The organism is Pseudomonas brenneri, from assembly GCF_007858285.1.
Taxonomy (GTDB): domain Bacteria; phylum Pseudomonadota; class Gammaproteobacteria; order Pseudomonadales; family Pseudomonadaceae; genus Aquipseudomonas; species Aquipseudomonas brenneri.
Genome location: NZ_VFIL01000005.1, coordinates 124631 through 151240, shown reverse-complemented (window position 1 = coordinate 151240; position 26610 = coordinate 124631). Strand labels below are relative to the sequence as shown.

Sequence of the window (26610 nt, the reverse complement as noted above, 5' to 3'; positions counted from 1 at the left end):
CGGCATGCACTCCAACACTTCTCGACGAACCTTCGTCAAAGGCTTGGCAGCGGTCGGCTTGCTGGGTGGGGCAGGGCTGTGGCGCCCGCCCGTGTGGGCCCTGGCCAGCCCAGGCCAGCCGGGCGTATTGGCAGGCAGCGAGTTTGAGCTGTTTATCGGCCAGACCCCGGTCAATATCACCGGCAACGTGCGCACCGCGCTGACCATCAATGGCAGTTTGCCGGGCCCGCTGCTGCGCTGGCGTGAAGGCGATACCGTGACCCTGCGCGTGCGTAATCGCCTGGCAGAGCCGACGTCGATCCACTGGCATGGGATTATCCTGCCGGCCAACATGGATGGTGTGCCGGGCCTCAGTTTCAAGGGGATCGAGCCGGGCGGGGTGTATGTCTATCAATTCAAGCTCAACCAGCATGGGACCTACTGGTATCACAGCCACTCCGGGCTCCAGGAGCAGCAAGGGGTCTACGGCCCGTTGGTGATCGATCCCAGGGAGCCCGAACCCTTCACGTACCAGCGTGACTACGTGGTGATGCTGACGGACTGGACCGATGAAGACCCCGCCAGCCTGATGAAAACCCTGAAGAAACAATCCGATTACTACAACTTCCATAAGCCCACCGTGGGCGACTTCATCAAGGATGTGGCCGAGAAGGGCTGGTCGGCCACCGCCGCCGACCGTCTGATGTGGGCGCAAATGAAGATGAATCCCACGGACTTGGCGGATGTCAGCGGCGCGACCTACACCTTCTTGATGAACGGCCAGCCACCTGCGCAAAACTGGACCGGGCTGTTCCGCACCGGCGAGAAGATCCGCCTGCGCTTTATCAACGGCTCGGCCATGACCTACTTCGATGTGCGTATTCCGGGCCTGAAGATGACGGTGGTGGCGGCCGACGGCCAGCCGGTGAAACCGGTCAGCGTGGACGAGTTCCGCATCGCCGTGGCTGAGACCTACGACGTGATCGTCGAGCCGAGCGAAGCCGCCTACACCCTGTTCGCCCAATCCATGGACCGCACCGGCTACGCACGCGGCACCCTCAGCCGTGAGCCGGGCTTGCTGGCGCCGGTCCCTGCGCTGGACCCTCGCCCCTGGCTGACCATGGACGACATGGGGATGGGCGGGATGGACCACGGTGCCATGGATCATGGGACCATGGCTAATATGCCGGCCATGGATCACAGTCAGATGACCGGTATGGACGGTGGGGCTATGCAAGGTATGTCCGGCGGGGCGATGGAGGGCATGGACCACGGCGCCATGGCGGGGATGCCGATGGCGATGCCAATGCAAAGCCATCCGGCCAGCGAAAACAACAACCCGCTGGTAGACATGCAGGCGATGAGCACCTCACCCAAGCTCGACGACCCGGGCATCGGCTTGCGCAACAACGGGCGCAAGGTCCTGGCCTATGCCGATTTGCGCAGCACCTTTGAAGACCCCGACGGCCGCGAGCCCAGTCGCACCATCGAGTTGCACCTCACGGGGCATATGGAGAAGTTTGCCTGGTCCTTTGACGGGGTGAAGTTCTCCGATGCCGAGCCGCTGAGGCTGACTTATGGCGAGCGGGTGCGGGTGGTGCTGGTCAACGACACCATGATGACCCACCCGATTCACCTGCATGGCATGTGGAGTGACCTGGAAGACGAAAACGGCCAGTTCATGGTGCGCAAACACACCATCGACATGCCGCCGGGATCGCGCCGCAGCTACCGGGTAACGGCCGATGCCCTAGGGCGTTGGGCCTATCACTGCCATCTGCTGTACCACATGGAAATGGGCATGTTCCGTGAAGTCCGGGTGCAAGAATGAGGAACCGAGCATGAGCCATCTATTTCGTCCCGTAGCGCTGCTGATCGCAACATTTGCCCCCGTAGCGCTGGTCAGCGCCGAAACCATGGACCACAGCCAGATGCAGGGCATGACGCCAGCCAAACCGGTGGCGACCAGCCAGAGTCGTACGCCGATTCCACCGTTGACCGACGCTGATCGCGCCGCGGTCTACAACGCCCCGGGCGGGCATATGGTGCATGACAGTGGCATCAACTCATTGTTTGTGATCAATCAACTGGAATGGCAAGGCTCTGACGATGGCCGCGCCGTGGGTTGGGATGCCAAGGGCTGGATTGGCGGTGATATCGACCGCTTGTGGCTGCGCACCGAAGGTGAGCGCGCCAAGGGCAAGACTGAAAAAGCCGAGATCCAGGCCCTATGGGGGCATGCCATCAGCCCCTGGTGGGACGTAGTGGCCGGTCTGCGCCAGGACTTCAAGCCCGGTGACAGCGAGAGTTGGGCGGCGTTCGGCTTGCAAGGCATGGCCCTGTACAACTTTGAGGCCGAGGCCACGCTGTTTGTCGGTGAAGGTGGGCAGACCGCTGCGCGCCTTGAAGGGGACTACGATATTTTGCTGACCAATCGGCTGGTGCTGCAGCCTACCGCCGAGGCTAATTTCTACGGGAAAAACGATCCCGGACGCGGGATTGGTTCAGGCCTTTCGGAAACCGAGGTCGGGGTCCGGTTGCGCTACGAAATCCGTCGCGAGTTTGCGCCTTATGTCGGTGTGACCTGGAATCGTGCCTACGGCCAGACGGCCGAGTACGCCAGGGACGAGGGCGAGGACCGCAGCGAGGTGCGCTGGGTACTGGGTGTACGCCTGTGGTTTTGATGGATGCTGATTAAACAACTCTACCTATAACCTGCCGCCATGAGCGGCCAGGAGCCTTGCATGTCTGTGTTTAAAACTACGTTGGTGGCGGTTGCGCTGTGTTCTGGATTATTGCTCAGTGGACCTTCTTGGGCCCATCCGAAGTTGCTGTCTTCACTGCCAGCGGCCGGGGCAAGCGGGCCGGCGCCCGAGGCCATCGAGTTGCACTTTTCGGAAAACCTGATGACCCAGTTTTCCGGGGCCAAGCTGATCATGACCGCGATGCCCGGTATGGCCCATTCGCCCATGCCAATCAAAGCCAGTGTGTCGGGCAGCAGCGACCCCAAGGTGATGCTGATCAAGCCTGCGGCGCCGTTGCCGGCCGGGACTTACCGGGTGGACTGGCGCGCGGTGTCGTCTGACACCCACCCCATTACCGGCGATGTGGTGTTCAGCGTCCAGCCATGAGTGATTCAGTGGGCGTCGCCTTGCGGTTTGCGCTGTACCTGGACTTGATGCTGCTGTTCGGCTTGGGCTTGTTTGGTCTGTATGGTCTGAAGGCATCGGAGCGGATATCCGGTGCTGTGTTGAATTTCAAGGGCTGGCTGGTCGGTGCCGCGCTTCTTGGCGTGTTGCTTTCGATGGCTTCGTTGTTGGTTATGACTCAGGTCATGAGTGGCGAGCAAGAGTGGCAGGCGCTTGGGCCGCATCTGCAGATGATGCTGTGGCAGACCGAGTTGGGCTTGACCTGGATGCTGCGTATCGGCGCGATGTTGGTGGCCGTTCTGGCTGTCTTGACCAGTGCAAGATGGCCCAGTGCCAGTCTGTGGCTGGCGACCTGGGCAGCGGGTGTCGCCCTGGCGACACTGGCCTGGGCCGGTCATGGTGCGATGGATGACGGAGCGCTGCGGGCCTGGCACCTGATCGCGGACAGTGCACATCTGTTGGCGGCCGGCGCGTGGGTCGGGGCATTGGCGGCGTTTGGGTTGTTGTTGATGCCAGGCAGTGTGCAGGACATTAAGCGTGCAAGGATCCTGGCCAGGGCACTGACCGGCTTTGAGGTGATCGGCGCGGCGCTGGTGACGGTGTTGATACTGACCGGCGTGGTGAATTACCTGTTTATTGTCGGGCCGAACCTGGATGGCATCACGAGTGGCACCTACGGCATTTTACTCAGCCTGAAACTGGCGCTGTTTGGCGTGATGCTGGGGATGGCGGCACTCAACCGCTTCCACCTGAGCCCATTCATGCAACGGGCGGTGGATGCTGGCGAGTACACGGTGGCCTGTCGTGCCCTGCGGCGCAGCTTGAGCCTGGAGTTTGGCGCGGTGTTGCTGATCCTCGGACTGGTCGGGTGGCTGGGGACATTGGGCCCGATGTCGCCGGACTAGGCTTGGCTGCCCTTGAGACACTTGAGTGACTGGAAGTCGCTGCGCACCTTGTCGATTTTCTGCACCAGTTTCTGGCGCTGCTGCACTGTGCTTTCGGCCATCAAGTCCACCAGCAGGCTGCGGGCCGCGGCTTCGGTCTGGGCATAGGCCTGGCGATAGTCGGCGGTCCACAGGCTTTCACGGTCCACCAGCAGTTGCTCCATCCTCTGCGGGAAGTCGCTGTTTGCCCGTTGATCGAGCGCCGCGATGAACTGCGCCTGCCACTGGGCGCGGTTGCCGATCCATTGTTGGTTCTGTGCACCCAGGGCGGTGGACCAGTTGCGCACACGTTCTTGCTGACTGGCGCTCAATGGGCCCAACCAGCCATCCAGGCGTTTACTCATGCGCTCGCTGCGGTCCTTGATCTGTTGCGCCAGGGGCGGCTTGAGGTATTCGTCCTGGCGTTTACGCAGATCCTTGGCCAGTGCCAGGTCCATCTCGTGCACCTGTTGTTCATCCAGCCCGCGCAGCAACTCGATGGCTGATGGCGTGATTTGCCGGGCAACGTCGGCAATCGCCTGTTTGGCTTCAAGGGTGCGGGCTTGCAGTGTGGCGTCTGTCACTTGATGGTTGGCGACCATCTGTTGCAGGCGGTCGAGCCAGCCCAGGTAACCCGGCAATTGAGTGGTGCAATGCCAGGCCAGGTGTTCCTTGAGGGTGTCGTTGAACCAGCTCTTCTGCCCTGGGTTCATGTCCAGGTAGTCGTTGAGGGTCCAGGGGATGATCACGTCGAGGTTGCGATAGGCCAGGTCGACACGGCTACAGCCAGCCAGAGCGGCGCTCAAGGTCAGCAAGACTACCAGCAGTTTTAACCGACGCAGCATGGGCGTGTCCTTGTGCGGGCCAGGGGTGTTCATCTGAACCCGCCAGTGGCGCGACAGTTCAGCCCATCAATAAAACGACCGCTCGGCCTTCAAGGTCAACAGGCCATCACATTGCGAATTGTGTCCGGAGTAGGCCGAGCAGTCGCTGCCGCTGAGGTTGGAGTCGCTGTAGATCAGGTCCAGGTCGATGCCCATCCACGGCCGGGAGAATTTCACCGACCAGTCGCTGAAACTGCGAATCGAGCCACCATCCACTGCCGCTGGGGTGCCCAATTGATGGGTGGTGTACTTCATGCTAACGCCAATACCAAACGGCTGGGTGCCGCCGAGGTCGGCAAACAGGGTGCTGTCGCGGCGGTCGGGGTCGTTGCCCAGTGAAACGCCAAACCGATTGCCCAGCACATTCAGGCCGCCGTAGAACTCCTGGCTGTCGAGGGGGCTCAGCTTGGGGTAGCTGTAGTGAATCATCCCCAGTTCATAGCCCAGGGTCTGGTCGAACGGGCGCTTGAAGCCCATATAGGAGTCGACTTCGAGGTTGTTTGCAGGCGACAGGCCCATGCTCGGCGAGAACTGGCCGAAATACAGGCCGCTGGCGTGGCTCAGGTCGAGGCCGCCGTGGAACGAGTTGCTGCCCGGTGACGTGGGTTTGACTAGGCCCTGGGCCATGCTGCGGCTGGGCGTGGTACCCAGTTTCAGGTCGAAGTCACCCAACTCACGCTGGAACACCTGCGCTTCGGCAAGGGGGCTGGCGAGCAGGGCGCTGACCAGGAAAATGCAGGGTTTGAGCATGCGTCACTCCATGAAAAGCGAGGAGCAGTAACAGAAGGAATCGGGCAAACGCCCGTGCTAGACGTGTGCAAGCATACCGGCGAAAGTCAGGGGTTGAGGCCCGTTCGTCGATTGGCATGATTTGAGTGTGTGTCGGGGGGATGTTGCTTGCTCTAGTCCTAGCGCCTTGATAGGCAAGGCGCTTAGGGACCAGGTAGGCGGCTTGGCGCGCTTACTTTTTACCCAGGGTGATCTGCTTGGACGGGCCGAAGGTCTGGCCGCTCACGCCCTTGGCGATCTGCTGGATTTCGCCGCCAGACTTGAGGAACGCGGCGATTTGGTTGTTGATCGATTCGCTGGTTTCAACGGCGGGAGCTGGCTTTGCTTTGCTGTTGGATGCTTTTACGCGCATGGCGGCCACTAACCTGTAGAAAATTAACTTGGCCAGCTATCGTACATGAAATGCTTGACAATTGCTTGGTAAATATCTCCCAGGAATAAGCTGCGTTATTATAAATACCCTAAGTTGGTGTTTGGCTGAGGGCCCTAACTCGCTGTTTTAAATAGAAACCCCGGGTGAAAAATAGCACCTGGCCAGCGGTGCCGGCCTGTGGGTTGACCTGACGAGCGGAGCGATTGGCCAAAATCCTTGGCAAACCCGCGATTTTTCAGGGGGGCGCGCGCCTGGATACGGGACCGCGGCCTTCAACTCGGGTAGAATGCCGCCCACGCAATGAGGGTATTGGAAATGGCTTTAGTCGGGCGCTACAACAGTTTGCAAGTGGTTAAACACACTAACTTTGGTTTGTATCTGGACGGTGAGCAAGAGGGCGAAATCCTCTTGCCTAATCGTTATATTCCCAAAGATATTCCCAGTGAAGATGAAGACTGGCTTAACGTTTTTATTTATCTGGACAGCGATGACAAACTTATCGCGACCACCGAAAAACCGAAAGTGCAGGTGGGCGAGTTTGCCAGCCTGAAAGTGGTAGAAGTCAACAGCATCGGGGTGTTCCTCGACTGGGGCCTGCCCAAGGACCTGTTGCTGCCGTACTCCGAGGAAAAGCGCCAACTGACCGCCGGTGAATACTGCGTGGTACACGTTTACCTCGACAAGCACACCAAGCGCATCACCGCCACTGCGCGCCTTGACCGTTACCTGGACAAGACCCCGGCCAACTACACCGTGGGCCAGGAAGTCGACTTGCTGGTTGCCGAAGCCACTGATATGGGCTTCAAGGCAATCATCAACAACAAGCACTGGGGCCTGATCCACAAGAACGAAGTGTTCAAGTTCCTGCGTCCGGGCAAGGAAGAGAAGGGCTTCATCAAGGAAATCCGCGCCGATGGCAATATCAGCCTGAGCTTGCAACCGGTCGGCGAGCAAGCGGCGTCCAGCCTGAACTCGAAGATCCTCGCCAAGTTGCGTGAAAACAACGGCAGCTTGCCGGTCAGCGACAAGAGCGACCCGACCGTGATCAGCAACCTGTTTGGCGTCAGCAAGGGCAACTTCAAGAAGGCCATTGGTGCGTTGTATAAGCAGGGCCAGATCGTGATTCATGCCGATCGCATTGAACTGAGCTGATCAGTGGCTGGCCGGTTTGGCGCAATGGATCATTGCGCCAAACCGGCGGCAACAGCAGCGCTCCCGCCACTATCAAGCCACTTCCCTCGCGCAAAACACGCGGTCAGCAGGCCCGTGTTGGGTTGCGCACCGTGAGGCGCGACTACCCGCAAGCGTGCATCACCAACTGCATGCACACGCCAGGAGCGGCAGCCCCCAATGCCAAGCCCATGCCACCACCTCGCTGATGTGGCGCAAGGGCATGCTCGGGGCTAATCTCAATGCATGGATTGACCTGCAGCAAGAGGGCAAGACGCGGCAGGCACAAGAGCCCCGCGCGATTGCCTGACCGGCCCGTCAGGATTTGTATCAATTCAGTAATGGTTCGTTGCGGTTTCAAGCAAGCATTGCGTGGGACTTAGTACTACTATCTGTAGGAAGCAGCCACAGAATTCCAGCTGCTCAGCACTACCCTCAAAGGGGGCACCATGAAAGAAAAACTGCAAAACTGGCTGCACGACCTCGGCGTCGCACTTGGCTTGATCGAGCCACCGCTGCAACCGGTGCCTATCCGCACCGATGACGAACAGCGCCGTCCGCGTCGCAGGTAAGGCCTGAAAAGCGCTCAGACATTGGTGTTTGGGCGCGATCACTCGTCACACTGTCCCTGGATCACAGTAGATTGGGGCGTGCGTGCTTGTATGCGATAGCCCTGTACCGGTCGAAGACCTGGTTCCTAAATTAAGTTGCGTTCGTTTTGTCTGACTCTGGAAGTGCTCTGGTCGGACGTTTCCTTTTGTCTGTTTCCTCGACCTTTTCTGTATTTGCACGCTTTATATTCCTGCCCTCTTCAAGGAAGGAGGACAGGGCTATGTCGTTTGTTAACAGTTTTGCCTGTGACGAGTGCGACGACCTTTTTGAAAAAACTGGGCAGTAAACAAAAAAACGGATGCGACAACACCGACGTCGCACCCGCTGAAGAAAGCCTTGCTCAGGCTGCGTCGGCCGCCGTGGCCTCTGGTCGACGCGACAGCACACTCACCAGCACGAAACTCACCACGCTCACACCCAGGCTGTAGTAGATCGGTGTGTTTGCCTCCAAGCCATCCTTGATCATGAACACCAACGCCGTGGTGACGCCCAGTGCCATGGCGCTGATTGCGCCCGAGGTGGTGGCACGTTTCCAGTAGATTGCCCCGATCAATGGGATCAGCATGCCGCCTACCAGCAGGTTGTAGGCCAGGGTCAGTGCGCTGATCACATCGGTGACCACCAGGGCGATACCCAACACGGCGATGCCGGTGAGCAGGGTGAACAGGCGGTTGATGTTCAGGCTCGACTGTTTGCCGCCGCGCAGGCGTGGCAGCAGGTCTTCGGTCAGTACGGTGGATGCTGCGAGCAGGCCGGCACTGGCGGTGGACATCATGGCAGCCAGCGCCGCAGCGATCACCAGGCCGCGGATGCCATCGGGCAACGACAGTTTGACGATGGCGGCGAAGGCGTTGTTGACGTTGCCCAGGTCCGGGATCAGCACGTGGGCCGCCATGCCGATCAATGCGCAGGCCAGGCCGTAGAGGATGCAGTAGAAACCGGCGAAAGTGCCCGCATACCTGGCGACCTTTTCGTCACGGGCGGTAAACACCCGCTGCCAGATGTCCTGGCCGATCAGGATGCCGAAGAAATAGATCATGAAGTAGGTGAGGATGGTGTCCCAGCCGATACTGGTGAAGCTGAAGCTGGCCGCCGGTAGCTTGGCCACCAGCTCATCCCAGCCGCCCACGCGGTACAGGCAGATCGGCAGCAGGATAAACATCAGGCCGACGGTCTTGATCACGAATTGCACGATATCGGTCAAGGTCAGCGACCACATGCCGCCAATGGTCGAGTAGATCACCACCACCACACCGCCCAGCAGTATTGCTGCCCAGAATGGCAGGTCAAACATCACTTGCATCACGGTGCCGATCCCCAGGATCGAGGTCACCGCCAGCATCAGCGCATAGGCCAGCATGATCAGTCCGCTGGCCTGGCGGGCCATGGGGTTGTAGCGCTGCTCCAGGACTTGGGTCACGGTGAAGATCTTCAGCTTGAGCAAGGGTTTGGCAAGGAACAGGTTCAGCGCAATGATCCCCGCACCCAGTGCTGCGCAGAGCCAGAAGCCGGAAATACCGTGGACATAACCCAGGCGCACGCTGCCCACGGTGGATGCGCCACCGAGCACCGTCGCGGCCATGGTGCCCATGTACAGCGTCGGCCCCAGGTTGCGACCGGCGACCAGGTAGTCTTCATGGGTCTTGGCCCGGCGCATGCCGTAATAGCCGAGCACGAGCATGCCGGCGGCGTAGATGAGTACGACGAATAGATCCAGAGCCATAGTGGCGAGTCTCCCATTATTATTTTTATAGGTGTCCGGGCGGCGGGAAGCGCCGCCGGTTTATCGGTCTTACATCAACGGTGCGTGACGCCAGGCAGCACGCAGAGCATTTCGTACAGCAGGTTGGCGCCCAGCAACGAGGTGTTGCCGGTGGTGTCGTAGGGCGGCGAAACTTCCACCAGATCACAACCAATCAGGTCCAGGCCCTGGCAGCCACGGATGATCTCGATCGCCTGGATAGTGGTCAGCCCGCCGATTTCCGGGGTGCCGGTGCCGGGCGCCCAGGCCGGGTCGATGCCGTCGATGTCGAAACTCAGGTACACCGGGCCGCCGCCGACCTTTTCCCGAACTTCGGCCATCAAGGGCGCAAGGGACTGGTGCCAGCACTCTTCGGCCTGGACCACACGGAACCCCTGTTTGCGGCTCCAGTTGAAGTCTTCGGCGGTATAGCCCTGGGCGCGCAGGCCGATCTGCACCACGCGGTCGCAATCGAGCAGGCCCTCTTCGACGGCCCGGCGGAAGGTGGTGCCGTGGGCGATTTTCTCACCGAACATATGGTCATTGACGTCGGCGTGGGCATCGATATGCACCAGCCCGACCTTGCCGTGCTTCTTGTGGATCGCCCGCAGGATCGGCAGGGTGATGGTGTGGTCGCCACCCAGGGTCAGCGGGATCACGTCGTGCTTGAGGATCTCATCGTAGGATTCTTCGATGATGCGCACGGCGTCCAGCAGGTTGAAGGTGTTGATCGCCACATCACCGATGTCGGCAACCGACAGCGAGTCGAACGGCGCAGCGCCGGTGGCCATGTTGTAGGGGCGGATCATCACCGACTCGGCACGGATCTCGCGGGGCCCGAAACGGGTACCGGCACGCAGCGAGGTGCCGATGTCCAGGGGCACGCCGACAAAGGCGGCGTCCAGGCCGGCAGCGGTTTGCAGGTGGGGCAGGCGCATCATGGTGGCGATGCCGGCAAAGCGCGGCATTTCGTTGCCGCCCAGTGGTTGGTGAAAGATCTTGTCCACGGGAGTGCCTCATCGTTGTTGTGTTTATCAGAGGCTGATTCTGCGAAATGCCGGGCAAGGGAAGAATCGCTGTGGGGAAATACTTAGTTCAGATTTTTATGAACTAATGCCTGAGGTAGACTCCACCGGATTGCCGAACCCGTTCCCTGTAGGAGCGAGCTTGCTCGCGAAAAACCAGAGAGCGCCGCATGCATTCTGAATGCACGCGCCATCGTTAACGTTTTTCGCGAGCAAGCTCGCTCCTACAAGGGGGGCTATGTCAGCCGATTTTTTTGCCTGGAGGTTCCATGGCCAGCGCTTTACCCGACCTGAAACTGCTGCGTATCTTCGTCAGCGTCGTACGCCACCAGGGGTTTGCCTCTGCCCAGCACGAACTCAACCTGTCGACGTCGGCCATCAGCACCTATATGAGCCAGTTGGAAGGCGCGTTGGGCCTGGTGCTGTGCCATCGCGGGCGTGGCGGTTTCAGCCTGACCAGCAAGGGTGAGTTGTTTCATCAGGAAACCCTGCGCCTGCTGGGCGAACTGGAGGGCTTCGAGCAATATGCGGCGGCGCTCAAGGGCGAGTTGCGCGGCACGCTCAAGCTGGGTGTGCTCGACTCCACCGTCAGCGACAAGGCTCTGCCATTCGCCGAAGTCATTGGTGCTTACAGCCTTGAGCACCCGGCGGTGCATTTGCACTTGTCGGTGATGAGCCCCTACGAGTTGCAATTGGGGGTGCAGGACAACCGCCTGGACCTGGCCATCGGCGCTTTTTCCAACCGTATGAGTGGCTTGGTCTACATGCCGCTGTACCGCGAACAGCACTGGCTCTATTGCAGCTCGCGGCATCCGCTGTTCAGCGAGCGGCGTATCCCGGAGCAGGTGATTACCCAGCAACGCATGGTCGGGCGTGGTTACTGGAGCCAGGCGGAACTGGCGCGCCATGGCTTCAAACACAGCGCTGCCACGGTGGAAAGCATGGAGGCGCAGTTGATCCTGGTGCTGTCCGGCGCCTATGTCGGCTATTTACCCGAACACTACGCCCAGGCCTGGGCCGACAAGGGCGATTTGCGAGTGCTGCTGCCGGCGACTTTTGGCTACCAGGCGCCGTTTTCGATGATCATGCGCCGTGGGCGCAGCCGCGAGCCGTTGATCCAGACCTTCCGCGACTTACTCAAAGCACAGCTCAATCAGGCCTGACCATGTCCAGACCCCAATGCCCCCGCTGCCTGCGGCCGACCACCCATTGCCTCTGTGCGTTGATCCCGAGCCTGGACAGCCGCACCCGGGTGTTGCTGCTGCAGCATCCCAGCGAGGTCAACCACGCGCTCAACACTGCGCGCCTTGCCGCGTTGGGGTTGCTCAATGCGCAACTGGTGGTGGGCGAAGTGTTCGAGGATTTGCCGGCCTTGCTCAACCCGCCGGGGTATCAGGCGCGGCTGCTGTTTCCCGCCGAGGATGCGCAACCGTTGCAGGCGTATAGCCCATCCGACCTGCCGTTGCTGCTGGTGGTGCCCGACGGCACCTGGCGCAAGGCGCGCAAGTTGCTGCACCTCAACCCGCTGCTGGCGGCGTTGCCCCGGGTGACGCTGGCGGCGGGCGCCGTGTCCCGTTATCGGTTGCGCAAGGCGCCGGGGCCGGGAGCGTTGTCGACGGTGGAGGCGATCGTGCAGGCGTTGCAGGTGCTGGAGGCGCCGCAGTCATTCGAGCCGTTGTTGCGGCCGTTCGAGGCGTTGATCGAGGGGCAGATTGCGGCGATGGGGGAGGAGGTTTTCCAGCGCAATCATGGGGGTGATTAGCAGGCTCACCGAGGTGAGGCCATCGCAGACAAGCCAGCTCCCACATTGACCGCGTATGTCTTGAACGACGCGGTCAATGGACTGCCCCCCAAAAGTCACCTCAACGCTCACGCATCGCCTCCGTCCGCGCCTTCAACACCGGCTTGAGCAAGTAATCCAGCACGCTTTTCTCCCCGGTAATAATGTCCACCGTCGCCACCATTCCGGGAATGATCAGCAGCGGTTTGTTATCCCCGCCCAAATGGTTCTTATCGGTGCGCACCTGGATCAGGTAGAAGCTGTTGCCCTTGTCGTCGGTAATCGTATCGGCGCCGATCAGTTCCAGTTTCGCCGCCAGCCCGCCGTAGATGGTGTAGTCATAGGCACTGAATTTGACCATCGCCTTCTGCCCCGGATGCAAAAACGCCACGTCCTGGGGCCGCACTTTGGCCTCGATCAGCAGGTTGTCTTCCAGTGGCACGATTTCCACCATGTCGCTGCCCGGCTGGACCACGCCGCCGATGGTGTTGACCTTCAGTTGCTTGATCACCCCATGTACCGGCGAGACCACGGTGGTGCGGCTCACGCGGTCGTCAATGGCGATGCTGGTGGCGGTGATTTTCGACAGATCAGTGCGTTTTTCATTGAGTTCCTTGGCCGCTTCCGAGCGAAAGCTCTGCACCGACTCGTCGATCTTGCTCTTGATCTCATTGATCGCCGACTCCGCGCGGGGAATCGCCAGGGTCGTGGCGTTCAGCGAGCCACGGATCTCCACGGCGCTGCGTTTGAGGCGCAGGATTTCCACCGGTGATACCGCGCCGGTGCCCACCAGCGGCGCCGACATGTTCATCTCTTGTTGCAACAGCGCCAGGCTGGAGCTGAATTGGCCCTGCTTGGAACGAAACTCCGCCAGTTCCTGGGTTTTCTGCCGCAACTGTTCGGTCAGGGTCCGCTGCTCGCTGCTCAGGCGCCGCTGGCGTTGTTCAAACAGCGAGCGTTCGTCCTCGGCCACTTGCGGGGCCTTGGCGATCACTTCATCGGACAATTTGAACGGCCGCCCCTCGGCCTCGGCGGACAGGCGTTCGACCTGGGCGGTGAGGGCATAGCGGTCGACTTCGCTTTCGCCCTTGTTCGAGCGAAAGCGCGTGTCGTCCAGTTGCAGCAGCTTGTCGCCCTTGTCCACCATCTGCCCTTCGCGCACGTAGATCTGGGTGACGATGCCGCCCTCCAGGTTCTGGATCACCTGCACTTTGCTTGACGGGATGGCCTTGCCTTCGCCCATGGTCACTTCATCGAGTACGGCAAAGTTGGCCCACAGCAGGGCGCAGATGATCAGACCGGCGGTAAGCCACACGATAATGCGTGAACGGCGCGGCGAATCCTGCAGCGAAGCGCCCGCCAGTTCGGGCATGAATTCGCTGTCGGCGGTTTTGCCAAAACTCTTGAAGTAGCCCGGTGACGAGGGAGTGGCTGACATGGTGGGGCTCCTAGACCGCGGCCGAGCCGACACGGCCCTTGCGCAATGCATCGATCACACTTTCCTTGGGGCCGTCGGCCACGATGCGGCCGTTGTCCAGCACGATCAAGCGGTCGACCAGGCTGAGCATCGAGGTGCGGTGCGTGACCAGGAGCAACGTCTTGCCCTTGACCCACACTTCCAGGCGCTGGCGCAGGGTTTCTTCGCTGCTGTTGTCCATGGCGCTGGTGGGCTCGTCCAGCAGCAGGATCGGCGGATCGAGCAGCAGCGCGCGCGCCAGCAGCACGGCCTGGCGTTGGCCGCCCGACAACAACTGCCCGCGCTCGCCCACCGGCCGGTCGAAGCCTTGGGGGTGCTGGCGGGCCAGTTCGCTGACGCCGGTCAGCTCCGCCACTTCCAGCATCCGCGCATCGCTGACATAGCGCGCGCCGAGGGTCAGGTTGTCGCGCAGGCTACCGGCCAGCAGCGGCAGATCATGGGCGACATAGCCCACTTGCTGGCGCAGGTCGGCCACATCCAGTTGCCGCAGGTCGAGGCCATCGAGCAGCAGTTGGCCTTCTTGCGGCGTATAAAAGCCCATCACCAGCCGGCCCAGGGTACTTTTGCCCGAGCCGCTGCGGCCGATAATCCCCACGCGTTCGCCGGCCTTGAGCTGGAAACTGACCTGGCTCAGGGCCGGGGCGTTCTGCCCGGCGTAGCGGAAGGTCACCTGGCTGACTTCCAGGGCACCCGTCAGTTGCGTGCGTTCCAGCGGGCGCTGTTGCGGGTCGCGTTCCTGGGGCAGGGCCATCAGCGCGTCGGTGCTGCGCATGGTCAATTGCGCCTGCTGGTAGCGTGTGATCAACCCGGCGATCTGCCCCAGCGGCGCCAATACCCGGCTGCCGAGCATATAGGTGGCCACCAGCGCACCGACGCTGAGGCTGCCGGCAATAATGCTGTAGACCCCGGCGACAATGGTCGCCATCCCGGAAAACTGTTGGATGAACAGGGTGCCGTTGGTGGCCAGCGCCGAGAGGTTGCGCGCATGGCTGTCGAGGCGGGTGAGGGCGCCATGGGTGCTTTCCCATTGGTGCTGGCGCTCGCTTTCAGCGCTGCAGGCCTTGAGGGTTTCCAGGCCGCCGAGGGTTTCGATCAACAGTGCCTGGCGTTCGGCGCCCAGGCTCAGGCTTTTTTGCACGGTATCGCGCAGGCGGGCCTGGATCAGCATCGCAAAACCGATGGTCAGCGGGAACGCGCACAAAGGGATGATCACCAGCCAACCACCGAGCAGGCCGATCACCACCAGCATCAGCACGGCAAAGGGCAGGTCGATCAGGCTGGTGAGGGTCACGGCGGTGAGGAATTCGCGCAGGCCCTGGAAGTCATGGATGCTCTGGGCAAAACCACCGATGGTGGCCGGGCGCGCCTTCATCGACATGCCGGTGATGCGCTCGAACAGGGTTGCCGACAGAATCACGTCGGTTTTCTTGCCGGCGGTGTCCAGCAAGTGGGCGCGGACCACCCGCAGCACCAGCTCGAAACCCGTGCCGATCAGCAGGCCGATCACCAGCACCCACAAGGTCGACGTGGCCTGGTTCGGCACCACGCGGTCGTAGGTCTGCATGACGAACAGCGGCACCATCAGGCCCAGCAGGTTGATCAATAAGCTGGCGAGAATCGCATCGCTGTATAGCCAGCGCGACAGCTTCAAGGTGTCGCGAAACCACGCCTCGACCCGCGGCACCAGCGGCGCGCGCAGGTCTTCGATCTCATGCCGAGGCCGTGCGAACAATGCCTGGCCGCTGTAGGCCGCGTCGAGTTCTGCGCGGCTGACCCATTGCTCGCCGCCCTCGGCTTCGCTGGGCAGGATCAGCGCCTGGCCATCCTCGCTCCAACGCCGCAGGACCGCACAACGCCCCTCCTTGAGCAGCAGCAGCACGGGCAGGTTCAGTGCCGAAATCGCCCCCAGTTCCCGACGCAAAACCCGCGCCTGCAAGCTGGCCCGGGCCGCTGCACGTGGCAGCAAGTCCAGGCTCATGCGTTGCTCTGCCAGGGGCAGCCCGGCGCTCAGGCTGGCGCGGCTGACAGTGCAACCGTGCAGCTTGCACAGGATCAGCAGGCCGTCGAGCAACGGGTCATCAAAGCTCTGGCGCGGGTCGACACCCGGGTTCAGCGGTTCCATCTGGCTCACGGCGGTCTGCTCCACGTCGTTGGCTACTTCAGGTCAGGCAAGTGGGCTTCGCTTCTGACTTCCGACTGGGCAATGGCTTCGGCCGGTACGACCACGCGCTCCTTGTTCAGCAACTCGCCCATGTTGGCTAGCACGCGGTACATGGAGAACTCTTCGGTGTAGCGCACTTCGGTGTAGCGCCGGTTGGCGTTGTACAACTCGTTTTCACTGTCCAGCAGGTCCAGCAGGGTGCGCTGGCCCAGGCCGAACTGGTCCTGATAGGCCGCACGCACGCGCTGGGTGGTTTCGGCGTATTCGCGGGCGGTGGGGGTCTGGATGCGCGCGTTGTTCATGGCATGCCAGGCCAGGTTGAGGTTTTCATTGAGCATGCGCAGGGCGTTGTTGCGGATGTCCATGGCCTGGTTGATCTTGTGCGAGTCCGACGCCAGGCGGGCCTTGTCGCTGCCGCCGCGGAACAGGTTGTAGTTCATCACCACGCCCACCCGCCATTCGTTGTCGTGGCCCAGGTCGCCCTGCACATTGTTATTGGCGCCCACTGCCGCCTCGGCGTCGAAACGTGGATAGAACGGTGATTTGGCCACTTCGTACTGGCTCTCGGCGGCCATCACATCGGATTGGGCGGACTTCAGGTAGGGGTTGTTCTCCAGCATGCTGCGCCGGGCGCCGAGTTGGTCGGCGGGCAACTCGCCCTTGATCGAGGCCGGGCTTTCCAGTTCGTCCGGCATGCGCCCGACCACGCTATAGAAGTTCGATTCGGCGTCTTGCAGGTCGACCATGGCCGTTTGGTAGTTGTTGTCCGCCAGGGCCCGACGGGCGGTGGACTGGTCGCGGTCGGCGGTGCTGCCGATGCCGCGTTCGGTACGCAGGCCGATCTGGTCGGTGACCCGCAGGTGGGCCTGCAGATTGTTCTTGGCCAGGGTCAGCAGGTCGCGGCGCTTGAGCACTTCCAGGTACACCTCGACGGTGCGCAGGGCCAGGCTTTCGGCAGTGCCACGGGTGTAATAGGCACGGGAGTTGACCACGGCCCCCGTGCGCTGCACTTCATTGGATGTGTTGAAACCGTCGAACAGCATCTGGCGCAGGCGCAGTTCCGACTGGGTGTAGTTGTCGGTTTCGGTGTGGTGATTGCCGCCACGGGCGCGGGTGGTGCTGTTGTCGCTGTAGCCACGGCCGTAGGCGGCGTTGAGGTCGAGGCTGGGGTAGAAGCCACCCTTGGCGACTTTTACATCTTCGTCGGCTGACAACCGGCTGTTACGGCTGGCGTTCAGTTCCGGGTGAGTGTCCAGCGTGCTTTGGATGGCTTGGGTCAGCGACATCGCTTGGGCATTGGTGCAGGCCATGGCGATCAGAATCGCGCTGCAGAGGGGGGTCAAGACGCGCATGGGTACATCTCCTGTGGATCAATGTTGCTGGTCTGTCGCCATTTATTTGACGAATTTATAGGGCCAAACCGTCTCAGGCTTGTAACAACAGAGCTAAGAACATTTGCGAGAGGACCTAAGAAGGATTTCTCATAATGTTTATGTCCAAAAAAACTTATGCGTTCTGCGCGAAGCAAGACATTGTTCAAAGCACAAGCCTTGAGTTATGTGCGCTTTGGCGCGTTTTCAGGCTTAAGGAAAGTTCAATCGCAAGTGCAAGCGGATGATGGGGTAGAGGAAAAAAGGGAATTTTCTGGTGACGGTTTTTTGTCACTTTGTCCCTGGGAAGGTTCTCTGCAAACGGCTTGAAGCGCGGGTTGGCGGCTGATTTGAATCAGTTTTGTGCCACTTTCGGGCGAGGCCCAGACCACCGGATCTGTTGCGCTTGTGCACGTAACCGAGGTTTCGACTACTGGGGTCGGACAGGGAGATAAGCACATGGCCAAGTTAATCGGTGTTGTCAGCAAGGTGGTTGGGGAAGTCTTTGCCGTGGCGGGAGATGGCAGTCGCCGTAGCCTGATCGAAGGCGACCGACTGTTTGCCGGCGAGCAACTGCAGACCGGCGCGGCGGGTGCGGTGGCGGTGCAACTGACCAACGGCCATGAGCTGACCCTGGGGCGCGACAGCAGCCTGGGCCTTTCCCCGCAATTGCTGGCCGGCCAGGCGCCGCAGGTGCATGGGTCTGAAGACCTTGCGCCCAGCCAGGCGCAGTTGACCGATGTGCAGCAACTGCAAAAAGCCATTGCTGCCGGTGCCGACCCGACCCAGACCGGTGAAGCCACGGCCGCCGGCCAGACCGGCAGCACCGCGGCTGGTGAATTGGGCGGTGGGCACTCCTTTGTGTTGTTGACCGAAGTTGCCGGGCGCGTGGAGCCGGTCATCGGGTTCCCGACTGCAGGCTTTGGCGCGATTCCAGAGTTTCCGTTGTTCCAGGTCGCCGGGCAGCCGGATACCGGCAATGGTCCGCCGGTAGTGGTGCCTCCCGATAACCCGGTGAGCCTGGATGGGCTGGCGGTCGAGGGCGGCGAGTTGACGCTCAACGAGGCCAATCTTGCCCAAGGCTCGGCCAGCAATCCGGCAGCGCTGGTGCAAAGCGGCACCTTCAACGTCTCGGCGCCCGATGGCCTGCAGAGCCTGACGGTGGGCGGCATCAGCGTGGTCAGCGGCGGGGTGGCCAGCAGTTTCCCGCAAAGCATCACCACCGGGTTGGGCAATACCTTGAGTATTACCGGGTATAACGCGGCCACCGGGGTGATCAGCTACAGCTACACATTGACGGGCAATGAGGCCCATCCGTCGGGAGCTGGAACCAACAGTCTCGGCGAAAACTTTGCGGTGGTTGCCATCGATAGCGACAACGACACCGCCACGGGTTCGCTGGATATCACGGTTATCGACGATGTCCCCAAGGCGCGGGATGACAGCCATGAAGGCAGCGCATCGGAAAGCCTGTTGACCCTTGTCGGCAATGTCCTGGACAACGATACCCAGGGCGCCGACCGCGTCGCCAGCGGCCCGATTGTCGGCGGTAGCTTCACGGGTCAATACGGGACTCTGGTCCTGGCTGCCGATGGCAGTTACACCTACACACTGAACACCGGCGATCCTGACTTTGTAGCGCTGCTGGGCGGCGGCAATGGCACCGAAACCTTCACCTACACCCTGACCGACGCCGACGGCGACACCAGCACCGCCAACCTGGTGCTGCAAGTGCATAACAACGATGACCCCGTGGTGATCGGTGGCATCAGTGTCAATGGCGCCGACCTGACGCTTTATGAAAAAAACCTGGTGGACGGCAGCAGTCCCGATGCTGGCGCACTGATCCGTACCGGCAGCCTGACGGTGTCGGCGGTGGATGGTTTACAGAACCTGTCAGTGGGCGGGATCAGCGTGGTATCCGGCGGTGTCACCGCCGGCTTCCCGCAATCGATCGCCACCGGACTGGGCAATACCCTGACCATCACCGGGTTTGATGCGGGCACCGGGGTGATCAGCTACAGCTACACCCTGACGGGCACTGAGGCGCATCCGCTGGCCGCTGGGGCCAATGAGCTGAGCGAAAGCTTCAGCGTGATCGCCAATGACACCAACAACAGCACGGCCACTGGCACGCTGCATATCAGCGTGGTGGACGATGTGCCGACGGCGGCCGATGACAGTAATGCGCAAGTGGCCTCTGAGAGCCAACTGATCCTGACCGGCAGCGTGCTGGGCAATGATGTGCAAGGTGCTGACCGCATCCCTACTGGTCCGGTGACACCCGCAACCATCGTCGGCACCTACGGCACCCTGAACTTGCTGGCCGATGGCAGCTACACCTACACCCTGGACAAGACCGATACGCAGTTCCTCGCTTTGAACGGCGGCGGTAATGGCACGGAAACCTTCACCTATACGTTGACGGATGCCGACGGCGATACCAGCCCTGCCAATCTCGTCTTGCAGGTGCATAACAACGACGATCCGGTGGTGTTGACCGGTCTTGAGGTAAATGGCGGCGAAGTCACCGTCTACGAGAAAAACCTGCCGCTGGGCAGCGCCAATGATGGCTCTGCGTTGACCCAATCCGGGACCTTCACCGTGACGGCGCTGGATGGTTTGAAAAACCTTACCGTGGGCGGTATCAGCATCGTCACGAATGGTGCGGTTTCGACTTTCCCGCAATCCGAACCCACCGGTTTTGGCAACACCCTGACCATCACCAACTACAACGCCACCACCGGCGTGATCAGCTACAGCTACACCCTCAACGGCACCGACACCCACCCAACCGGTGCCAATGCCAACAGTATCAGCGAGTCGTTTACGGTAACCGCGACCGACAGCAACAACAGCAGCGCAACCGGCTCGCTGGACGTCAACGTGGTCGATGACGTGCCCAAGGCCAACGACGACACCAATGCGCAAGTGGCCTCTGAAAGCCAACTGATCCTGACCGGCAGCGTGCTGGGCAATGATGTGCAAGGCGCTGACCGCATCCCTACTGGCCCTGTTACGCCCGCAACCATCGTCGGCACCTACGGCACCCTGAACTTGCTGGCCGATGGCAGCTACACCTACACCCTGGACAAGACCGATGCACAGTTCCTCGCCTTGAACGGCGGCGGTAATGGCACGGAAACCTTCACCTATACGTTGACGGACGCCGATGGCGATACCAGCCCGGCCAATCTCGTCTTGCAGGTGCATAACAACGACGATCCGGTGGTGCTGACCGGTCTTGAGGTAAATGGCGGCGAAGTCACCGTCTACGAGAAAAACCTGCCGTTGGGCAGTGCCAATGATAGTTCTGCGTTGACCCAATCCGGAACCTTCACCGTGACGGCGTTGGACGGCCTGAAAAACCTTACCGTGGGCGGTATCAGCATCGTCACGAATGGTGCGGTTTCGACTTTCCCGCAATCCGAACCCACCGGTTTTGGCAACACCCTGACCATCACCAACTACAACGCCACTACCGGCGTGATCAGCTACAGCTACACCCTCAACGGCACCGACACCCACCCAACCGGTGCCAATGCCAACAGTATCAGCGAGTCGTTTACGGTAACCGCGACCGACAGCAACAACAGCAGCGCAACCGGCTCGCTGGACGTCAACGTGGTCGATGACGTGCCCAAGGCCAACGACGACACCAATGAACAAGTGGCCTCAGAGAGCCAACTGATCCTGACCGGCAGCGTGCTGGGCAATGATGTGCAAGGTGCTGACCGCATCCCTACTGGTCCGGTGACACCCGCAACCATCGTCGGCACCTACGGCACCCTGAACTTGCTAGCCGATGGCAGCTACACCTACACCCTGGACAAGACCGATACGCAGTTCCTCGCTTTGAACGGCGGCGGTAATGGCACGGAAACCTTCACCTATACGTTGACGGATGCCGACGGTGATACCAGCCCGGCCAATCTCGTCTTGCAGGTGCATAACAACGACGATCCGGTGGTGTTGACCGGTCTTGAGGTAAATGGCGGCGAAGTCACCGTCTACGAGAAAAACCTGCCGCTGGGCAGTGCCAATGATGGGGCGGCGTTGACCCAATCCGGGACCTTCACTGTGACCGCGTTGGACGGCCTGAAAAACCTCACCGTGGGCGGTATCAGCGTTGTCAGCAACGGCATCGCCGCGACGTTCCCGCAATCGCAACCCACCGGTTTTGGCAACACCCTGACCATCACCAACTACAACGCCACTACCGGCGTGATCAGCTACAGCTACACCCTCAACGGCACCGACACCCACCCAACCGGTGCCAATGCCAACAGCATCAGCGAGTCGTTCACGGTAGCCGCGACCGACAGCAACAACAGCAGTGCCACCGGTTCGCTGGATGTGAACGTAGTTGACGATGTGCCAAAGGCCAACGACGACACCAATGGACAGGTTGCGTCGGAAAGCCAACTGATCCTGACCGGCAGCGTGCTGGGCAACGATGTCCAAGGCGCCGACCGCATCCCTACTGGCCCGGTGACACCCGCAACCATCATCGGCACTTACGGCACCTTGAACTTGCTGGCCGATGGCAGCTACACCTACACCCTGGACAAGACCGATACGCAGTTCCTCGCTTTGAACGGCGGCGGCAATGGGACGGAAACCTTCACCTACACGTTGACGGACGCCGACGGTGATACCAGCCCGGCCAATCTCGTGTTGCAGGTGCATAACAACGACGATCCGGTGGTGCTGACCGGTCTTGAGGTAAATGGCGGCGAAGTCACCGTCTATGAGAAAAACCTGCCGCTGGGCAGCGCCAATGATGGCTCTGCGTTGACCCAATCCGGGACCTTCACCGTGACGGCGCTGGATGGTTTGAAAAACCTTACCGTGGGCGGTATCAGCATCGTCACGAATGGTGCGGTTTCGACTTTCCCGCAATCCGAACCCACCGGTTTTGGCAACACCCTGACCATCACCAACTACAACGCCACCACCGGCGTGATCAGCTACAGCTACACCCTCAACGGCACCGACACCCACCCAACCGGCGCCAATGCCAACAGCATCAGCGAGTCGTTCACGGTAACCGCGACCGACAGCAACAACAGCAGCGCAACCGGCTCGCTGGACGTCAACGTGGTCGATGACGTGCCCAAGGCCAACGACGACACCAATGCGCAAGTGGCCTCTGAGAGCCAACTGATCCTGACCGGCAGCGTACTGGGCAACGATGTCCAAGGCGCCGACCGAATCCCTACTGGCCCGGTTACACCCGCAACCATCGTCGGCACCTACGGCACCCTGAATTTGCTGGCCGATGGCAGCTACACCTACACCCTGGACAAGACCGATACGCAATTCCTGGCCTTGAACGGCGGCGGTAATGGCACGGAAACCTTCACCTATACGTTGACGGACGCCGATGGCGATACCAGCCCTGCCAATCTCGTCTTGCAGGTGCATAACAACGACGATCCGGTGGTGCTGACCGGTCTTGAGGTAAATGGCGGTGAGGTCACCGTCTATGAGAAAAACCTGCCGTTGGGCAGTGCCAATGATGGGGCGGCGTTGACCCAATCCGGGACCTTCACTGTGACCGCGTTGGACGGCCTGAAAAACCTCACCGTGGGTGGTATCAGCGTTGTCAGCAACGGCATCGCCGCGACGTTCCCGCAATCGCAACCCACCGGTTTTGGCAACACCCTGACCATCACCAACTACAACGCCACTACCGGCGTGATCAGCTACAGCTACACCCTCAACGGCACCGACACCCACCCAACCGGTGCCAATGCCAACAGCATCAGCGAGTCGTTCACGGTAACCGCGACCGACAGCAACAACAGCAGCGCAACCGGCTCGCTGGATGTGAACGTAGTTGACGATGTGCCAAAGGCCAACGACGACACCAATGGACAGGTTGCGTCGGAAAGCCAACTGATCCTGACCGGCAGCGTGCTGGGCAACGATGTGCAGGGCGCTGACCGCATCCCTACCGGCCCTGTTACGCCCGCAACCATCGTCGGCACCTACGGCACCCTGAACTTGCTGGCCGATGGCAGCTACACCTACACCCTGGACAAGACCGATACGCAGTTCCTGGCCCTGAACGGTGGTGGCAATGGGACTGAAACCTTCACCTATCAACTCAACGATAGCGACGGCGATACCAGCCCCGCCAACCTGGTCCTGCAGGTACATAACAACAACGATCCTGTTGTACTCACCGGTCTTCAATTGAACGGCGGCGAGTTGACCGTCTACGAAAAAAACCTGTTCGACGGCACCAGCCCGAACAGTCCCGCACTGACCCAGACCGGCACCTTCACGGTCACTGCCCTGGATGGCTTGAAAAACCTGACAGTGGGCGGCATCAGTGTGGTCACCAACGGTGTCACCGCAACCTTCCCGCAATCTGAGGCCACAGGTCTGGGCAACACCTTTACCGTGACGGGCTACAACGCCACCACGGGGGTGGTCAGCTATCGCTACACCTTGCTCGACAACGAGGCCCATGCCACGGGGGCCGGAACCAACAGCCTCGTCGAGCAGGTCACCGTCACGGCCAGCGACAATGACACCAGCACCGCAACGGGTGTGATCGATATCAATATCATCGACGACGTGCCCAATGCCGTGTCCAGTGAGCGCATGGTCACGGCAACCGAGGTGGACTCCAACCTGCTGCTGATCATCGATATCTCCGGCAGCATGAACGATGCATCGGGGGCCGGCGGTACGCGGCTGGACCTGGCCAAGGCATCCATCACCGAGTTGCTCAACCGCTATGACGAGATGGGCGATGTGAAGGTGCAGATCGTGACCTTCAACGACAGCTCTCAACAGTTGAGCAGCCAGTGGGTCAGCGTTGCCACGGCCAAGACCCTGGTCAACGGCCTCACGGCCTTCAACGGCACCAACTACGATTCGGCCCTGGGCACCGCGCAGACCGCCTATGGCACCGCCGGCAAGCTGGACGGCGCGCAGAACGTGGCGTATTTCTTCTCGGACGGTAACCCCACCACGTCCAATACCAATAACCCGAACAACCCCGGCAACGCGGTCAACCCGGAATACGGCGATGGTATTGATGTCACCGAAGAAGGGGTATGGAGGGCATTCCTCGACGCCAACGGCATCAAGGCCTATGCCATTGGCCTGGGGGCAGGGGTCAACAGTATTTACCTGGACCCGGTGGCCTACGACGGCAGCACCCACACCAATACCAACGCGGTGGTAGTGGCCAACCTGGCGGGCCTGGACGCGGTGCTGGCCGGCACGATACAAGGCGCTCCGGTGACGGGTAGCCTGATGACCGACGGGACGTTTGGCGCCGATGGTGGTTTTATCAAGTCCCTTACGGTGGATGGCATTACCTACACCTACAACCCGGCGGCAGGAGGTTCGATGAGCGCCAACCTGCCGGGTGGCCAGGGCACGTTCGATACAGTGAGCAACAGCATCAGCATCACCACCAGCCAGGGTGGCACGCTGGTGGTAGACATGGACAACGGCGAGTTCCGCTACACGCCGCCGAAGCTGACGGACGCGCTGATTACCGAGAACTTCGGGGTCACCATCAGTGATAACGACGGCGATCTCGCGACTTCCAGCCTGGTGGTCAAGGTCAACCCGAACGCGGCGCCGGTGGCCGGTGATGACCATGTGATCACCAATATCCTGTCGAGCAATATCGTGGTGCCTGCGCAGTTGCTGCTGGCCAATGACAGCGATGCCAACCATGACAACCTGACGGCTATCCCAACCAGTTTTCCAACCGGTTGGGTGGCCAAGGGCGCTGCTTTTACCGGGACGGGAGCCAGAACGCTCAGCGGTACAACCCTGGCGGATGTACGCACCTCGTTTGCCGATATCGGGGCCATGACCGCAGTCCTTGTGATCACTGGCAGTCTCGGCAATGTCAGCGGCAGTACGGCCGACGATCGCATAACGGTCAGCCTCAAGGCGGGGGAAACCCTTAACCTGGATCACAATCGGCCGTTCGGTAACGTCCTCATGACCTATTCGATCAATGGGGGCAGCGAGCTCCCCCTCGCAGATGGCACGACGCTGACTGCGTTAGCGAACGCTACCTATGAGATTCACATTGCCAACACCACCAATCCATCAGGCGGCAACGCCAATGGCGCAGAAAACTACCAGTTGGACATGACCATCAACTATGCCGGCGCTCAGGACTACACGCCGGACTACCACGGTAATTATTCGGTCAGTGATAACCACGGCGGCAGTGACAGCGCCGCCGTAGACATCACCTACCAGGCCGGCGGCACCCTCACCGGTACCAGCGGGGATGACATCATCATGGCCGGCCCCGGCAACAATATCCTCAATGGCGGCGATGGCAACGATGTACTGAGCGCTGGCAACGGCAACAACGAGATGCATGGCGGCAACGGCAATGACCTGTTGTTCAGCGGCATCGGCAACGACCTGCTCGATGGCGGAGCAGGCATCGATACACTGAGTTACGCCAATGCCACGTCAGGGGTGACCGTCAACCTTGGCTTGGCAGGGGGGCAAATCACAGGTGGGGCCGGGACCGATACATTGACGGCCCTGGAGAACCTGATCGGCTCCAACTTCAACGACTTCCTCACCGGCAACGGCAACAACAACCTGATCTCGGGCGGACTGGGCAATGACACCCTCAAGGGCGAGGGCGGTGATGACATCCTGATTGGTGGTCCGGGCAACAACACCCTGACCGGCGGCGCGGGTGCCGATACCTTCCAATACCTGGCAGGCGGTAGTGGGCACGACGTCATCACCGACTTTGCCGTGGGCACCGACAAACTGGACTTGTCACAACTGTTGCAAGGAGAGAACGCGACGACGGCGTCCCTGGATGACTACCTGCACTTCAAGGTGGTGAGTGGTACGACCACCATTGATATCAGCGCCGTTGCAGGTGCCACGCCGACCCAGACCATCGACCTGGCCGGCGTCAACCTGGCGACCCAATACGGCGTGACGCCGGGGGCCGGAGGCTTGATTGCGAGCGGTGCGGATACGGCGACGATCATCAATGGGATGTTGAATGACCATTCATTGAAGGTCGATACGGTCTGAAGACAGTGACAAGCTGCAAGCTGTTAGCGCCACGCTTGCAGCTTGTGGCTTATAACTCGCAGCTATAAGCACCGCGAATTGCGTGATATGGCCTGCCAGCGTTTGCCGGTATGATAGGCG

At 60.8% G+C, this 26610-nt stretch carries 17 protein-coding genes and 1 pseudogene; 10 read left to right on the top strand and 8 right to left on the bottom strand.

All coding sequences use genetic code 11. From position 1 onward, the window contains the following. The first annotated feature begins 4 nt into the window (after nt 1–4). From FJD34_RS12420 to copD, 4 genes are read left to right on the top strand one after another with little or no spacing between them, the layout of a single operon-like run. Entirely contained in the window at nt 5–1810 is a 1806-nt protein-coding gene (locus FJD34_RS12420; protein WP_090290645.1) for a copper resistance system multicopper oxidase, read from the top strand. Between the two features lie 10 nt (nt 1811–1820). Beyond that, a complete protein-coding gene (locus FJD34_RS12415; protein WP_090290646.1) occupies nt 1821–2663 on the top strand; it encodes a copper resistance protein B in 843 nt (280 codons plus the stop codon). 60 nt (nt 2664–2723) lie between these two features. Further along, a complete protein-coding gene (gene copC / locus FJD34_RS12410; RefSeq protein WP_090290647.1) occupies nt 2724–3110 on the top strand; it encodes a copper homeostasis periplasmic binding protein CopC in 387 nt (128 codons plus the stop codon). Then, the gene (copD, locus tag FJD34_RS12405; protein ID WP_146552211.1) at nt 3107–4033 is read left to right on the top strand and encodes a copper homeostasis membrane protein CopD; all 927 of its coding nucleotides are present in this window, start codon (nt 3107–3109) and stop codon (nt 4031–4033) included. The genes copC and copD overlap by 4 nt, the downstream gene beginning before the upstream one ends. Here the strand turns inward: copD and FJD34_RS12400 are convergent. From FJD34_RS12400 to FJD34_RS12390, 3 genes are all read right to left on the bottom strand, one after another. After that, complete coding sequence (locus FJD34_RS12400) at nt 4030–4896, bottom strand: DUF6279 family lipoprotein (RefSeq protein ID WP_032863466.1); 867 nt, start codon at nt 4894–4896, stop codon at nt 4030–4032. The genes copD and FJD34_RS12400 overlap by 4 nt on opposite strands. 66 nt (nt 4897–4962) lie before the next feature. Continuing rightward, nucleotides 4963–5685 (bottom strand): TorF family putative porin, encoded by a 723-nt coding sequence (locus FJD34_RS12395; RefSeq protein WP_032863465.1) that lies wholly within the window; start codon nt 5683–5685, stop codon nt 4963–4965. A 211-nt stretch (nt 5686–5896) separates the two neighbouring features. Further along, nucleotides 5897–6076: a hypothetical protein gene (locus FJD34_RS12390; protein WP_007946007.1), complete on the bottom strand. Its 180-nt coding sequence runs from the start codon at nt 6074–6076 to the stop codon at nt 5897–5899. A 336-nt stretch (nt 6077–6412) separates the two neighbouring features. Here FJD34_RS12390 and FJD34_RS12385 point away from each other — a divergent pair, with 336 nt between their 5' ends. From FJD34_RS12385 to FJD34_RS28630, 3 genes and pseudogenes are all read left to right on the top strand, one after another. Next, nucleotides 6413–7249 carry a CvfB family protein gene (locus FJD34_RS12385; protein WP_029292380.1) on the top strand — a complete coding sequence of 279 codons (837 nt, stop codon included), beginning with the start codon at nt 6413–6415 and terminating at the stop codon, nt 7247–7249. A gap of 205 nt (nt 7250–7454) precedes the next feature. Beyond that, nucleotides 7455–7577 (top strand): annotated as a pseudogene (locus FJD34_RS12380) (LysR family transcriptional regulator); the annotation flags it as partial. A 139-nt stretch (nt 7578–7716) separates the two neighbouring features. Next, nucleotides 7717–7839 carry a PA1414 family protein gene (locus FJD34_RS28630; protein WP_003210728.1) on the top strand — a complete coding sequence of 41 codons (123 nt, stop codon included), beginning with the start codon at nt 7717–7719 and terminating at the stop codon, nt 7837–7839. A 380-nt stretch (nt 7840–8219) separates the two neighbouring features. Here FJD34_RS28630 and FJD34_RS12375 read toward each other — a convergent pair whose 3' ends face one another. Together FJD34_RS12375 and speB are read right to left on the bottom strand one after the other, a co-directional pair. After that, a complete protein-coding gene (locus tag FJD34_RS12375; RefSeq protein ID WP_032863464.1) occupies nt 8220–9602 on the bottom strand; it encodes a sodium:solute symporter family protein in 1383 nt (460 codons plus the stop codon). 74 nt (nt 9603–9676) lie between these two features. Further along, nucleotides 9677–10627: an agmatinase gene (gene speB / locus FJD34_RS12370; protein WP_032863463.1), complete on the bottom strand. Its 951-nt coding sequence runs from the start codon at nt 10625–10627 to the stop codon at nt 9677–9679. A gap of 287 nt (nt 10628–10914) precedes the next feature. On the opposite strand from speB, the gene FJD34_RS12365 reads away from it, so the two are divergent. Together FJD34_RS12365 and FJD34_RS12360 are read left to right on the top strand one after the other, a co-directional pair. After that, nucleotides 10915–11808 carry a LysR family transcriptional regulator gene (locus FJD34_RS12365; RefSeq protein ID WP_032863462.1) on the top strand — a complete coding sequence of 298 codons (894 nt, stop codon included), beginning with the start codon at nt 10915–10917 and terminating at the stop codon, nt 11806–11808. Nucleotides 11809–11810: 2 nt separating this feature from the next. Beyond that, nucleotides 11811–12407 carry a tRNA-uridine aminocarboxypropyltransferase gene (locus tag FJD34_RS12360; protein ID WP_032863461.1) on the top strand — a complete coding sequence of 199 codons (597 nt, stop codon included), beginning with the start codon at nt 11811–11813 and terminating at the stop codon, nt 12405–12407. Between the two features lie 100 nt (nt 12408–12507). On the opposite strand, the gene FJD34_RS12355 is transcribed toward FJD34_RS12360, so the two are convergent. From FJD34_RS12355 to FJD34_RS12345, 3 genes are read right to left on the bottom strand one after another with little or no spacing between them, the layout of a single operon-like run. Further along, nucleotides 12508–13863 (bottom strand): HlyD family type I secretion periplasmic adaptor subunit, encoded by a 1356-nt coding sequence (locus FJD34_RS12355; RefSeq protein WP_032863460.1) that lies wholly within the window; start codon nt 13861–13863, stop codon nt 12508–12510. Nucleotides 13864–13873: 10 nt separating this feature from the next. Then, on the bottom strand, nt 13874–16033 hold the full coding sequence (locus tag FJD34_RS12350) for a type I secretion system permease/ATPase (protein ID WP_032863459.1): 2160 nt from the start codon (nt 16031–16033) through the stop codon (nt 13874–13876). Nucleotides 16034–16056: 23 nt separating this feature from the next. After that, complete coding sequence (locus FJD34_RS12345) at nt 16057–17415, bottom strand: TolC family outer membrane protein (protein WP_090290649.1); 1359 nt, start codon at nt 17413–17415, stop codon at nt 16057–16059. A 477-nt stretch (nt 17416–17892) separates the two neighbouring features. Between FJD34_RS12345 and FJD34_RS12340 the strand changes: the two genes are divergently transcribed. Continuing rightward, on the top strand, nt 17893–26490 hold the full coding sequence (locus FJD34_RS12340; protein ID WP_146552209.1) for a retention module-containing protein: 8598 nt from the start codon (nt 17893–17895) through the stop codon (nt 26488–26490). The last annotated feature ends 120 nt before the right edge of the window (nt 26491–26610 follow it).

Bases quoted from the DNA above. Each gene is read 5' to 3' on its own strand.
- FJD34_RS12420 (WP_090290645.1), top strand. From the start codon at position 5: ATGCACTCCAACACTTCTCGACGAACCTTCGTCAAAGGCTTGGCAGCG.
- FJD34_RS12415 (WP_090290646.1), top strand. From the start codon at position 1,821: ATGAGCCATCTATTTCGTCCCGTAGCGCTGCTGATCGCAACATTTGCC.
- copC (WP_090290647.1), top strand. From the start codon at position 2,724: ATGTCTGTGTTTAAAACTACGTTGGTGGCGGTTGCGCTGTGTTCTGGA.
- copD (WP_146552211.1), top strand. From the start codon at position 3,107: ATGAGTGATTCAGTGGGCGTCGCCTTGCGGTTTGCGCTGTACCTGGAC.
- FJD34_RS12400 (WP_032863466.1), bottom strand. From the start codon at position 4,896: ATGCTGCGTCGGTTAAAACTGCTGGTAGTCTTGCTGACCTTGAGCGCC.
- FJD34_RS12395 (WP_032863465.1), bottom strand. From the start codon at position 5,685: ATGCTCAAACCCTGCATTTTCCTGGTCAGCGCCCTGCTCGCCAGCCCC.
- FJD34_RS12390 (WP_007946007.1), bottom strand. From the start codon at position 6,076: ATGCGCGTAAAAGCATCCAACAGCAAAGCAAAGCCAGCTCCCGCCGTT.
- FJD34_RS12385 (WP_029292380.1), top strand. From the start codon at position 6,413: ATGGCTTTAGTCGGGCGCTACAACAGTTTGCAAGTGGTTAAACACACT.
- FJD34_RS28630 (WP_003210728.1), top strand. From the start codon at position 7,717: ATGAAAGAAAAACTGCAAAACTGGCTGCACGACCTCGGCGTCGCACTT.
- FJD34_RS12375 (WP_032863464.1), bottom strand. From the start codon at position 9,602: ATGGCTCTGGATCTATTCGTCGTACTCATCTACGCCGCCGGCATGCTC.
- FJD34_RS12365 (WP_032863462.1), top strand. From the start codon at position 10,915: ATGGCCAGCGCTTTACCCGACCTGAAACTGCTGCGTATCTTCGTCAGC.
- FJD34_RS12360 (WP_032863461.1), top strand. From the start codon at position 11,811: ATGTCCAGACCCCAATGCCCCCGCTGCCTGCGGCCGACCACCCATTGC.
- FJD34_RS12355 (WP_032863460.1), bottom strand. From the start codon at position 13,863: ATGTCAGCCACTCCCTCGTCACCGGGCTACTTCAAGAGTTTTGGCAAA.
- FJD34_RS12345 (WP_090290649.1), bottom strand. From the start codon at position 17,415: ATGCGCGTCTTGACCCCCCTCTGCAGCGCGATTCTGATCGCCATGGCC.
- FJD34_RS12340 (WP_146552209.1), top strand. From the start codon at position 17,893: ATGGCCAAGTTAATCGGTGTTGTCAGCAAGGTGGTTGGGGAAGTCTTT.